Origin of the sequence: Methanosarcina siciliae T4/M (assembly GCF_000970085.1) — an archaeon.
Taxonomy (GTDB): Archaea; Halobacteriota; Methanosarcinia; order Methanosarcinales; family Methanosarcinaceae; genus Methanosarcina; species Methanosarcina siciliae.
Map to the genome: position 1 here is coordinate 1,842,758 of NZ_CP009506.1, position 12,963 is coordinate 1,855,720.

Below are 12,963 nucleotides of genomic sequence, written 5' to 3' on the forward strand. Positions count from 1 at the left end.
TATTTCGTCTCTTTATTGCAGTGCCTTTTCGGGGAGCTTTTTATCTTGCTGACGGGCCGGTTCAGGCCCGGTGCGGCGCGCAGGGAAAGAAAAACAAAAGCTCCAGCACTTACCCTGAGTAGATACACTGATTACTCACCAAACTGCAGAATTCACGAAAAAAGATGAAATAAAAAAGGAGTTATAGAATAAAAAGAAGCTGAAACAAAAAGAAGAATTACCTTCTGAGGATCATGGACCTCAGGCGGTCGGCTGCGCTTGCGGACTTATCGGCAATGCCTCCTATCCTTTCAACAAGCCCCATAAGGTGACAGACGCCTGCCCCTCCGATCTCGCCTTCGTGTTCGAAGATCTTTTTTAAGAGGGCTGTCTCAAGTACATCCACATCATGTTCCAGTTTTTCGACCTCCGGGACGATCTGCATAGTCTCTTTGATTTCTTCTTTGCTAAAAGATGTGGCAAGAAGCTTGTAAAGCTCACCTACTAGCTGGTCATACACCCTGGCGGTTTTCAGAGAGTTTGCCATGAGTTCCAGAAAGCCTTCCTTTATCTCATCAGGGAGGTCTTTGCAGGGCCGCAGGGTCATCCAGTAGGCTGAAGCCTGGGCAAAATCAGCTATGGAGTCCTGCTGCTTTAGGAAAGAAAGGAGATCTTTCTTGTTCACCGGCAGCCTGACGGAAGAGGGTATACTTGCCCTGATTTTCTGTTTGATTTTGTCGGCTTCATGCTCCAGGACATCGATTTCTTCGGTACGCTCATCAAGAAGGGCTTGATCTCCGTTGCAGTAAGCTTCCATTGCTTCAGCAAGTTTTTCGACGGCAAGCACCCCTTTTCTGGCGTGCATTTCAAGGGGGACGAAGGGAGATTCTGCGACCACGTCAAGTACGGAACGGATGTAGTCTTTCATAAAAAGATCACCTCGAGCCCTACAAAGATTATTGCCGATGTAAGGGCAGCTATGGGGACTGTTGCTATCCAGGAAGAAATAATCTTCCAGATTACGCCCAGGTCAACGGCTGCAAGCCCTCCTGCTAGCCCCACCCCAATTACCGAACCTACAAGGGTGTGCGTGGTTGAAATAGGGAGAGAGCTGTAACTGTGGAGCAGAACAACAGACGCGGTTGCAAACTGTGCGGAAAAGCCACGTGTTGGGGTGAGTTCCGTGATCTTTGACCCTATGGTTTCGACCACCTTATAGCCCCAGGTTGCCATGCCTATTACCATGCCGAGGCCCCCCATTACAAGCACCCAGATCGGGATTTCGGTTCCTGTTACTCCCATCACATTAAGTGCGGCTGAGAGAGGACCTACAGCGTTTGCGACATCATTTGACCCGTGCGCAAATGCAATATAACAGGCAGTTATGAGCTGTAAGAATATGAATTTTTTCTCAACGCCAGGCAAGTCCGATGCTCTGTGCAGGTAAAGGCTCCTTATTACAGAGAATATCAGAAACGCAAGAACAGCTCCAAGAACCGGTGATATAAACCAGCTGGCAATGATTTTCAGAAGGACTAACCAGTGAATGTCAGAAAAAGAGATAATTCCTTTAAAGGATGCTATCAACCCGAAGCCAAGCACCGAGCCGACGATTGAATGGCTGGTTGAGACGGGGAGGTTGTAAAAGGTTGCAAGCGTGACCCAGAAACTTGCGGCAAGAATTGCAGCCAGCATCCCCAGCACCACGATATCCGGGTGAATGCTGCTGATCATATCAATGGGGACGATCCCCTTTGCAATTGTTGAGGTTACCCGTTTTCCGAAGAACACGGCACCCAGAAATTCGAACACGGCGGCAATTATAATGACCTGCTTGATTGTAAGGGCCCCCGTTCCTACTGAAGTCCCCATAGCATTTGCGAGGTCGTTTGCCCCTATGTTCCAGGCCATGTATAAGCCTGCGAGGATAATTGCTATGACAAGTAAATCCATTTTTTTTCCTTACTCCGAGATTTTAAACTCCAAAACTGTTATAATTGTGAGAAATTCTTGATTTCTTCAATTTCATGCTTGATTTACGGAGTCTCAACGTGTTCTCCTAAATCCATGTTTCATCAATGTCTCTTATGGTATTCCAGACAATTTCATTATATTTTATGTTTTCCATATATTTTAGGCCGCTCTATATAATCTATAGATCTATATATGTCTATTTTCAATATATTCTTACTTCTCTATTCGATTATGAAAAATCCCTCAATAATTTGTCTGACCGTCAATGAGCCTGTTTACAATATCAGCGCTTGAGTTCGATATAAGGAACCACCACCCCCAGGTATACATTTCATTTTTACAGGAAGTGTATTGTGGAGTGGAACGATGTAAGGCAAGGAAAACTCTCAGATTTGAAATGCAAAGAATAAGAACCTATATTACATGGTTTGAAACAAAATGGAGCATTGCAAGAAATATTGTAAATCAATTTCTAAGAAATCGGAACTATATCCTGATTAAAGAATTGAGATAATTCAAAAGTTACCTGTAAAATGGGCGACTTCACGAGTTTTAATCATATAAGGAGAATTTTAATTATATAACGAGGATTTTTAAATATATAATTGGTACTTTTAATTATGAGCCCTTAATACCTGAATACGAGTCCTGACCATTCTCTGCACGCAGATATTATTAATCATATTCATCGAATAATATATAATAAACCGCGTGAGATTACAAAAAGTCAATATCTATTCAGCCGTAAACAGGAGAAAATGGAGATTAAAGAAATGAAAGTCGCTGTTATTTCAACTGACGGTAAGGTTATCAATCAGCATTTTGGAAAAGCCTCTTGTTTTTACATATTTGAAGTAGGCGGGGGCAAAATCCGACTTCTGGAAGTAAGAGAGTGCACACCTCTGTGCGGCTCGGTGGATTACGGGAACCCGGAGGAGATTTTGAATAAAACAATTTCCGTGGTTTCGGACTGCAAGGCTTTACTTTGCGCCAGAATCGGGAGCAGGCCGCAGGAAGAATTAAGGAAAAAGGGGATTGAACCAATAGAAGCTCCATATTTAATTGATGAAGCTTTAAACAATCTCTCTATCGAGGAATAAACAGAGAGGGACGAATTTTCTAGTTTTGATGCACACTTTATTTTGTGTGAGATCTTCAGCATACCCGGTTCCGAGAGGTTTCATATAAAAGAGTTATTTCGATTCCCCTAAATCAGAGTTTTTTTTATTACTTCACATTTTAATCGTCATCTACTTATATGAAAAAACATCTACTTACATGCAGGTATCTACCTGCATATAGGTAGGAATGTTGTATGAGAATCAATTAGAGTATGGAAATTTTGTATAAATTCGGGAAGCAATTAATTGAGCAGTACACATCTCTCATCACGTATCAAAGAAAAAGCCTTGGAAATAGTTACGATTTATGTGGGATAACACCAGTGGATTCGATAGAAGAAGACAGTGAAACTGAATATGATATGTCTACACATTCATTAAATTGTCCCGGTAGTGTAACAAATGTATAGATTCGTGTCCACCGGAGCTCTGAACATGCCTTTATCAATGAACAGGGGAAAGTGTATCTTTCAACTCACTCCCGATAGGAATATTAGCAATACTGCATTGATTAGCAATAATGCATTGTGGGACTGTAAGCAACTTGGTATCTAATGCATATGAAATGCGAGGTGTTTTTTGTTCAGACCGACCCAGAAACTAAGTTTTATATGATTGACTATTAATCAAGCACTTATAAGAAACATGTGTATTTATATGACAGAAATAAGCCAGACCAATCAACAAATACGTCGTTACGCAAGAGATTTTTTACAATGTCAGGGTTATAACGGGTTTAGTTATAAGGATATTTCCCGGAAGCTGGGGATAAAAAACGCTTCAATACATCATTACTATCCTAAAAAAGAAGATCTGGTTGCTTCCTTGCTTGAAGAGAGCAGAAAGAATTTAGCTGAGAAGATTACCCAAATAGTGGAATCCGGAGGGTCTGCTCGCGAGCAGCTTCAATACTATCTCGATTATGCATTGAAGGAGTTTGATGAAGGTAAAAGTATCTGCCCTCCTGGCTCAGTGATCCTTGATTTTGAAGAACTTCCAGAGGAAGTTAAAAAGCAAAATCTGCTGTTACTGCACTATATACTGGATTGGATATCCGACGTTCTCAGAACCGGCCTGGAAAAGGGGGAATTCAATTTTTCAGACCCCGTCGAAGCACGCGCGGAATTGGTAGTCGAAACGTTGATGGGTGCCAGACTGTTATCCAGCATCCAGGGCAGAAAAACACTTGTCAGATCTATTTCCTTAATCAAATCTGACCTTGGGTGGAAGGATTGATTTTTTTTTCCAATCCCGAACTTACCTATATATAGGTAGACAGGTTCTAATTATCAAATCAATTTTACTCAAAAGAATTGAAACTAACAGGATACATAAATTTGGAGGAGATTTGTAATGTCCGTTTTGAGTATATTGGGCTGTAAAATTCTTCAAGATGAAATTATCTGGCTTATTGCAAACGATTCGCAAATAAAGAGAACTTTAATTGTAGCAAATGGGAATATCTCCGAATTTACAGGAAAACTGGATGAACAGCACATCCCTTATGACATTATTCCGTTCGAAAAGCTACCAAAGGCGCTTAATAATGTCGATAGGGACGAACTCACTGTTGTAGTCAACCTTATGGAACTCGGACTTCATGCAGCGCCAAAAATATTGAAATCCGAAGTCTATCAAAATATCAGGGAAATGATACCATTCTCCAATGGGCTACTCATTTTTTACGGTCTTTGTGGTAACGTTCTGGGCGATGTGGAGGAAGACTTCTGCCTGGAAAAAGATGGTTGTACTGTGCGGATACTGAGGGACGATGAAAGAGTTGTAGATGACTGCATAGGAGCAACGGTAGGTGGTGGTGCAAACTACCTTAAATTGCTTAAAACCCATAGTAAAGAGCCTGCTTTCTTTTTTACACCTATGTATGCCAGTTCATGGAAAGAACTTTTGAACATCAATAAACTTCATTCTAATCCTGAAAAAGCGTTGAAAATGGCAAAAATGGTCAATGACCTGGCAGGATATTCAAGAGTTGCAAAAGTCAATACAGGTCTGACATATGTAAAGGACATCGATGCAAAGATCGAAGAATATGCTAAATTGTTCGGATACAGCACATTTGAGATCAGCGGTAATCAGGAAATATTCGAGAAATGTTATCTTTCAATAAAGGATGAAATCTGTGATAACTGTTAATAATAGATAATTATGCCGGTCTTAAGTATAGTTGCCTGTGAAATGCTTGAAGATGAATTAGTATATGTTCTCTCAAAAGACCCTGAAATTAAAAGGCTGTTTGTAGTAGAGAACAGAAACAGTTTCCGATTTGTAAAAAAACTTAAGTCTGAAAATCTTAAGCCTTTTATGTTTCCGTCTGACAGGTTGTATCCTGTTGTATCGGAAATCAATAGAGAGTCGCGCAGAGAGCCATTCAAAGAGCCGCTCAGAGAGCCACCCGATAATTTTACGAGGAAACTCTCAAATATTCCTTTCTGTAAGAAAATATACGACTTTATACTCCGTAAAGAGAAGAAACAGGGATTAACTGTTGTTGTGAATCTTCTTAGAAGAGATTTACACTCGGATGTTGATCTTTTGCAATCCGAAGTATATCTGAACGCCAGAGAAATGTCAAAAATCTCGAATGGTATTCTTCTATTCTATGGAAAATGTGGCTTTAGTTCTGAAAAAATGCAAGCAGAATTGCAGCAACTTGGTTGTCCTGTTTATTTTCTTAGGGATGAGGGGAGAAATATTGTTGATGACTGTATAAGCGTAGCTCTCGGAGGAAACGAGATTTACACAAAAACGATGTTATCGGGAAATGGCAAAGGTGCCATGTATGCAACACCAATGGTGCTTTCCGACCTGAATGGAACTAATTACAAATCTTCTGAAGCTTATAAAAAGATCAGCAAATATCTAATCTCTCCGATGTACAGTCTTCTTTTTAAGATTAATAATCAAGACTATAAAGATGTTAATTTTCATAGGAATGCTTCCGAATTTGCAAAAATATTTGACATGAAGATTATCAATGTTAATGGAACAATGAATGTAGCAATTAACTCTTACATGGAAGCTAAAACTGCTATCTGTAAAGATATAGAAAAACCATTTTAAGATTAATAATATACAAGTTTGATGGGGAAATCGGAGTTTTAGAGAGAAAACACATTCAAGCTGATGGGCTGGTCTACATTGGAACGAAAGCCAATAATATTGAGGATCAGCTTTTGGATGTAATTGGAGCTCAAGTTTTCATTAAACCAATATGAAAACAAAAACGAGATAAGTAGGAAGGTTGCTGTTGAAAAAATGGTAGAGGTAAAGTATATTACATATAAAAATATTTTTAGATTAGAAGTTTGAACAAGTTTATCCTGCAAAAAAGCCGTTTTGCAATTTTTAGCTAAAGAAAAGCCATTTAACTTCTATATATACGTTGACAAGCATAAGAAGAACCAGACCTATCAAATGCCAGCCTCGATAGTATTTCATGTCTGGCTTAAGTTCCTTATCCCAATCATCTTCATTTCGTTTTATATATGTTCCTCCTTTGTTTTTTATTTTTCAGTCCTTGTCTTGCTGGGAGCTGTTTTGCAATAGGGTTTCAAAATGCCCGATTCTGCTTTTGTTTTCAAAATAGAGCAATTTATCAGCAGATATTTTATGACATTTGCCGCTGGTCTCACTATTACATCAGGATATATAAATATCAGCAGCATATAAATTTTTCGAAAAATGAACTGACTGATGCTGATATTATATTTATCTAATGTATGTAGTGTACATTGAAGTTAATTTCTTTAAGAATCTTAGGTAAATAAGTAGAAAAAAACTGATTGTTTTTATTTGCATTCAAGCCGACTGATCAGAGGATCGGAATAATAGGCCAAAAGCCACCCAAACCTTCTTTGCTTTTAAATTATTTTAGTTTTAACTTAATTTGTCATTTAGAGATGTGACGCAATTTGAAAACTCCCTTAAAAAACGGACATGAAAGGATTATAAGATAAGGGTTAATCGGTGGCCTAATTACTTGCTTTCTCTGTTTTGCTTTTTCTGTTAGACCGATACCAGTAATTTAGAGCATCCCGGTGAATTTCAAGTGCTGTTATGCTCATAACTATACTTACCACCAGCAAAAAGGGTGGGTCCAGGATGGCGTTTGAAACTAATCCTGCTATCAGGAAATAGGCATGAAATCCGAGAGGCACAAGAAAGACAAATGCAGCCTGAGACTGGGCCGAGACTTCCGGGCGCAATGCCAAAATCAATAGCAGAGCGCCTCCTAAGACTGCAGCGATAGTAGCGTAATGTATCAGTTCATTGGGAATGTTGGTGATGAGGTGGTTGGTAATAAGCACGCCCGTAGTGCCGCAGATTATAGCTCCTGCAGGAGATAACCGGCGTCCCCAGAAGCCAGGGAGCTTTGATAGCAATCGAAGGCTTGCTGAAAATGAGAACACAACCCAGAACCATGCCCAGAAGTTGTTGTAAGGAACACCGAAGTACTGATGATCAAAACCTTTTCCCCAATCCCACATGCCCAGGCGGATGGCTATTGCATCTATGGAAAGGTCGATGCTCAAGGCCATCAGGCCATCGAGCACCGGTCGTGCCCATTCCGGAAGATTGGTTTTATCGGAAAAAGAGCGGACGCTATAGATGATAGTTCCCCAGGCTACCCCAACGACCACAGGAACAGGCCCAAGCATTACAAGAAAGCGTCCGTATTCGTAGGCTTCAAGCTGTTGGATTGTAGCCCATTCCAGTAGCAAGCCGAAGAACACGCCGGCAAGAAGTTGCCAGACTACCCGGGAGCCTCGTTGCCATGCATTTTGCAGACAGGCCAGAAAGAGCACTAAAACCAGAATCTCAAAGGCGAGAAAGTATAGATTTAGCACGGGCATACGCATTAAATACTAAATTACAGTTTAAAAAACTTGCGAAAATGTTTGATAACGTAATTCCTCGTATATGATAATTACATTCTGGGCCGGTTGCAAGACTTAATCTTGCCACCAATAAAGTAAAAACAGTTAGTATCAGGAAAATTTGAACTAAAATAAGAAATTATAACAAAGTCAGTGCGAGGGATGGGATTCGAACCCATGAACAAAAACAGTCCAGTTAAAAAACGATAGAATCCTGAACCTTTTTCTCAGCCCATCAAACGTGAGCGATATGTAAATCTCTGACAATTTTCGTATTCGCCTTTGCAGTACTTCGATAGCACTTCGGCAGGTAACTTGCCTTTTTTTGGGGCAACTTCGCATGTATAGAATTCGGTATCGTAATCCGGATTCGCTGTAACGAGATACCTGCAATACATTCAACCCATCTCAAAGATATTACCATTTGAATTATCCGTACCCACATAAAACAATATCTCTGCCGGAGCTTCAGCGTTTAATGTACCGAATGGTTGTGTTTTAATGCTTTATATTTCTCAGAATTTTTTTGCGCTTAATAAATTAGCAGGAGAAACAGGCTAATTTTTACGTATAATGGAACCATGGATAAATATATATTGTCAATGTCCGTACATTTGCACATGTTCATTCTGTAAATTAAAAGATAGTTTGCGCTTTTGAGCCATGGATGAAGCGGACTTCAAGCATTAATAGTGCTTCAGGGTTCCACAGAATAGATGATTGGGTTCTATCAACTTTAAAAAATGAGAAAAATGTAATAAAAATGTGATTTTAGAAACGCTCCAGGGAACTTGTTCTAATGACCAGTAAGAATAATTCGCTTCATATACTCTATTTCCTTTTCAGACCACATAGAAAACTGTTAGGCATCTATTTCGTAAGTCTTCTTGTATTCAGCTTTTTGGATGTTTTGCGGGTGTTCCTCATCTACCCGCTTATCAACTATGGACTCAACATTAATCAGAATTCCACTTTAATTGACAGGATTTATCAGTCCGTTAGCTTTGGAAATCTTCATCCATTTCTTGTATATGCTATTGTGCTCAGTATTGTAAGTATAATAATTGCAGGAGTAGAAGTAGGCGTTTCATATCTTGGAAGCAAAACATTTGCTACTGTAAGAGATACAACTGATCGCTCGGTTTTTAATAACCTGAAAAATCAGCCTTATGAATATTTTGCCAGCCATAAGCAGGGGGATATTCTATATATCGGGCAACAGGCAGTTGAACAGACAGGACTTGCCGTTTTTAATGTGGTAGGGTTTCTTCAGAATATACTGTTTTGTCTGTTCTACCTTTCATTTATTTTTATTTTATCCTTTAAGATCAGTACTTTAATGCTGATTCTCGGAGCCATTTATGTTTTTTTCATGAAAAACATTATTTTTTCGAGAATTTACAAACATTCACTGGTTTTGAACCGCTTCGCACGCGCAAAATCTGTCATATATAACGAGTTTATTTCAGGAATTAAAACAATATTTATTACCGATTCAATCGATTTTTGGGCCGGCAATTATAATAAAGCGGTATATAATATTAGAAGAAGTTACGTATTTTCTATGATTCTCCAACGGCTTCCAGGCGCAGCAAATAACCTTCTAATTTTTCAGATTATTGCACTTGGTGCTGCAGGGCTTTATTATATAACTGATGGTCATTTTTTACCATACATAGGGATATTTGGAACGCTCCTGCTTGCTCTTTACAGGACAATACCCGCCCTAAACGCTTGCCAGTCACAGTTTGGTACAATTGTACAGCAGCTTCCTGCAATTGAAGCAGTCTACGATTTTTTGCAGGAGAACAACAGTAAGAACACTCATCTTAATAATTTGCCGAAGAGAGAATTCCGGTTTCAAAACTCGATTATTTTCAAAAATGTCTTTTTCAGATACAATGACACTCAAAAATATACAATCAAGAACTTGTCGTTTACAATTAAAAAAAGCACAAAAACTGCAATCGTCGGTAATTCCGGTGCTGGAAAAACTACAATTGCAAACCTGCTAGCACTTTTGTATCAGCCGACATCCGGAGAAATCCTCGTTGATGAAGCAGATCTTAATGAATTTAAACATTCGGATTATTTAAAGAGATTGGGGTACCTCGGGCAGGAGACATTTATTTATCACGACTCCATCAAAGAAAATATAAGGTTTGGTCTGGATTGCAATGATGACGAAATTATCGAAGCTGCAAGACTTGCCGATGCCCATGAATTCATTATGTCTACCTCCGAAGGTTACGATACAATAATTGGTGACCAGGGCATCAAACTTTCAGGAGGACAACGGCAACGTATTGCAATTGCACGGATAATCTTGCGAAAGCCTGAAATTTTGCTCCTGGATGAAGCAACAAGTTCACTTGACAACATAGCTGAACAGCGTGTAATGGAATCAATTGATAGGATCTCAAAGGATATGACAGTAATAACCATCGCACACCGGTTGTCCACAGTAAAAAATGCGGATGTAATTTATGTATTAAAAGAAGGAGAGATTGTTGAGTGTGGAAAACATAAGGAGTTGCTTGAATTAAAAGGTGAGTATTATAACCTTTATAACAAGGTACCCATATTTTCCAGCAATTCTCCGGATTTATAAACTAATATTGGATGTTAATGGATAAGAACTGCCATCATTGTTCTTAATTTCAAGGGAATAATAGTTATATTAATTAAAAAATTCTAAAACAGAAAAATATATATTGTCAATCTTGATACGTTTACATATGTTTCTTCCGGCAGGTGAAAAACAGTTTGAATTCTGGGTCTTAAGCCGAAACGGGCTCCCGAACATCAATATTGCAAAGCATTTCGGGGTCTCCAGACAGGCAGTCTCGCGAGCCCTCCTCAGTATGGATAAACGTATAGAAGAAACTCTGCTTGAGATGGCCAGGGCAAACAGGATAGAAGTGGAGAAACTGGACTCAAAAAAAGGAATCCTCTTCGGGAGATCAATTCCTTTCAAAGCCAACGCAATAATTTTTGTCTCGGCAAAACACGGGATGCAGGTCTGGTATGAACACGAAGGAGAATGCGGGTCTTGCGAAAGATACAGGGAATGCATCGAACTCCTCTGGGACTTTGCAGAAGAAATGCAGCTCAAACTCCAGAGTACGGAAGATCCGACAAAACTGGCTGACGAATTATTTGGAAAATTAAAGGAACTGGTAGAACAGGCCTGAATTCGGAAAGGAAAATGAGGTGTATCCCTGGTTTATTATTTCAAGCCTGACCATTAACTCTCCAATATGTGCTCCAATATTCCTTACTAACCCAGGTTCATGGCAAAACTGAAAATTAAAAAATATTTAGTTTACGTCCCGACAATAATACTTTTTAACGGCATTTCTAAAATTTGCTCATATTCACTAAACTCCCAGCTATCTGAGAGGGTTATGCGCCTGCTATACCGTATTACTCTTTACTTTTCTGAAAAACTCTTAATCAATCTCACATGCACCTGTAATTATAAATATCCTTGAATTTTATAATAATTACGAGATAACTTACATACACAACCAGATAGGAAATGGGGGATGGGAAAGATGAAAACCAGGGATAATTTGTCCCTAGCACTTTTAGCTTCTGCAGTCCTGCTTTGCTTTTTAATTATCAGCTCATCTACTGCACTGGGATCCTGCGAAGAAAACACCTCGGATGATGTTTCATTAACCAGTAATGAATTTCCGTATCCGCGCGGTACAGCCCCGCCATACGGGATGATGGGATGGGAGACCGGCACTCAATTTTTAACAGATAACGCTACGCTTGTTCACCTCGGATGGAGCACTTCCATAACGCCACAGCAGTTTGTCGATAACATTAACAGAGGCAAAGAGCTGGGAATCCCGAAATATTTGGTAGCGACGAGCGGTCCGCAAATGGATTCCGAAAGCTTCTGGGAAGATGTCAAAGATATGGGAGTTACTGACAATGATTTCTACGGGGTATATTTCCCTGACGAGGAAGGAAATCCTTCAACGCTTATCGCAATGTACACAGCTATGAAGAAATACTTCCCTAACGCGGTTGCAGGAGATTATTTAGGGGATATGCAGACCGGGCCTGACGATGAAGATTTTATTCCGGGCCTGGATGTTAGTTACTTCACCACCTACACGAAATTTCATCCTGAACGCCCGCACGCCTGGGTATATGGGAATCTTATTGCTAACGCCCCTGACTGGAAAAATGCGGGAAAAACAGTATACGTAACAACGGAAGCTTTCGGTCAGGCTACTGAGGTAAATGCTCTGGACCCGGACCTGAACACTACGCAGAAAGTAGCTGACCGTCATGAAAGTCAGATTGTAATGGGAATTTTAGGCGGTGCGCAGGGTGTTTTCTCATATGCTTACAAATACGCAAAAGATACTCCGAGCTATACCGGGTGGGTCAGCTTTAAGCCGAAATATGAACAGATCTGGCCCTGGATTATGGAAGGAAACCGGACACTCCTGACAACAAACGTAACCAGCGGCAGGACAGATATAACTTCGGACCCGGGCGGGATAATCGATGCGGTTACTGCTTATATGTTCACGGACGCGGATGGTAGAAAATTGATTGCATCATCCAGTATGCTTGATTTTACCGAAGCAAACGGCGCGGCAAATAACGCAACAATTACCGGCGTACCAGACGGGACGTATGATGTCTTGTGGGAGAACAGAACCGTGACCGTTACTGATGGGACCGTCAAAGACACCTGGAAACCATACGAGTATCACTTCTACCAGTTAAAGACGGAGGACACAGACAAATAACAACGACAGATAACACCGATACCGGATAAACTCTAAATGTTACATTATTTTTTTCTGGTGTCAGCGGTTCCGGTTCACTGTTACCGGAGGTACGATTCAGGTTATTTCAGCGGGAGTCGGCAGATTACTAGCTGTTGACTCTCAACTCTTTCGCATCTGCTACTGATTATTTTTGCTATTGATTATTTTCCCTGTTTTAACTTTAATAACAGA

General features: G+C 40.0%; 12 protein-coding genes. 8 read left to right on the forward strand and 4 right to left on the reverse strand.

The genetic code is table 11. The features are described 5' to 3' along the window. Positions 1–217: 217 nt before the first annotated feature. Positions 218–907, reverse strand: a complete 690-nt coding sequence (locus MSSIT_RS07830; RefSeq protein WP_048171415.1) for a TIGR00153 family protein — start codon at positions 905–907, stop codon at positions 218–220. Then, positions 904–1,932, reverse strand: coding sequence for an inorganic phosphate transporter (locus MSSIT_RS07835; protein WP_048171417.1), 1,029 nt, complete (start codon positions 1,930–1,932; stop codon positions 904–906). The genes MSSIT_RS07830 and MSSIT_RS07835 overlap by 4 nt, the downstream gene beginning before the upstream one ends. A 794-nt stretch (positions 1,933–2,726) precedes the next feature. On the opposite strand from MSSIT_RS07835, the gene MSSIT_RS07840 reads away from it, so the two are divergent. The 5 genes from MSSIT_RS07840 (at position 2,727) to MSSIT_RS25250 (ending at position 6,404) form a co-directional block, all read left to right on the forward strand. Continuing rightward, complete coding sequence (locus tag MSSIT_RS07840; RefSeq protein ID WP_048174599.1) at positions 2,727–3,053, forward strand: NifB/NifX family molybdenum-iron cluster-binding protein; 327 nt, start codon at positions 2,727–2,729, stop codon at positions 3,051–3,053. A gap of 678 nt (positions 3,054–3,731) precedes the next feature. Further along, positions 3,732–4,310 carry a TetR/AcrR family transcriptional regulator gene (locus MSSIT_RS07845; protein ID WP_048171419.1) on the forward strand — a complete coding sequence of 193 codons (579 nt, stop codon included), beginning with the start codon at positions 3,732–3,734 and terminating at the stop codon, positions 4,308–4,310. 117 nt (positions 4,311–4,427) lie between these two features. After that, the gene (locus MSSIT_RS07850) at positions 4,428–5,228 is read left to right on the forward strand and encodes a DUF1638 domain-containing protein (RefSeq protein WP_048171421.1); all 801 of its coding nucleotides are present in this window, start codon (positions 4,428–4,430) and stop codon (positions 5,226–5,228) included. Between the two features lie 42 nt (positions 5,229–5,270). Next, entirely contained in the window at positions 5,271–6,155 is an 885-nt protein-coding gene (locus tag MSSIT_RS07855) for a DUF1638 domain-containing protein (RefSeq protein WP_197080345.1), read from the forward strand. Positions 6,156–6,278: 123 nt separating this feature from the next. Continuing rightward, on the forward strand, positions 6,279–6,404 hold the full coding sequence (locus MSSIT_RS25250; RefSeq protein ID WP_269430814.1) for a hypothetical protein: 126 nt from the start codon (positions 6,279–6,281) through the stop codon (positions 6,402–6,404). A 662-nt stretch (positions 6,405–7,066) separates the two neighbouring features. Here the strand turns inward: MSSIT_RS25250 and MSSIT_RS07860 are convergent. Next, a complete protein-coding gene (locus MSSIT_RS07860) occupies positions 7,067–7,948 on the reverse strand; it encodes a carotenoid biosynthesis protein (RefSeq protein WP_231590475.1) in 882 nt (293 codons plus the stop codon). Positions 7,949–8,199: 251 nt separating this feature from the next. Further along, the gene (locus tag MSSIT_RS23990; protein WP_197080346.1) at positions 8,200–8,370 is read right to left on the reverse strand and encodes a hypothetical protein; all 171 of its coding nucleotides are present in this window, start codon (positions 8,368–8,370) and stop codon (positions 8,200–8,202) included. A 401-nt stretch (positions 8,371–8,771) separates the two neighbouring features. On the opposite strand from MSSIT_RS23990, the gene MSSIT_RS07865 reads away from it, so the two are divergent. The 3 genes from MSSIT_RS07865 (at position 8,772) to MSSIT_RS07875 (ending at position 12,750) form a co-directional block, all read left to right on the forward strand. After that, entirely contained in the window at positions 8,772–10,583 is a 1,812-nt protein-coding gene (locus tag MSSIT_RS07865; RefSeq protein ID WP_048171427.1) for an ABC transporter ATP-binding protein, read from the forward strand. Positions 10,584–10,710: 127 nt separating this feature from the next. Continuing rightward, complete coding sequence (locus tag MSSIT_RS07870; protein WP_048171429.1) at positions 10,711–11,166, forward strand: hypothetical protein; 456 nt, start codon at positions 10,711–10,713, stop codon at positions 11,164–11,166. A gap of 363 nt (positions 11,167–11,529) precedes the next feature. Further along, positions 11,530–12,750 (forward strand): hypothetical protein, encoded by a 1,221-nt coding sequence (locus MSSIT_RS07875; RefSeq protein WP_048174600.1) that lies wholly within the window; start codon positions 11,530–11,532, stop codon positions 12,748–12,750. The last annotated feature ends 213 nt before the right edge of the window (positions 12,751–12,963 follow it).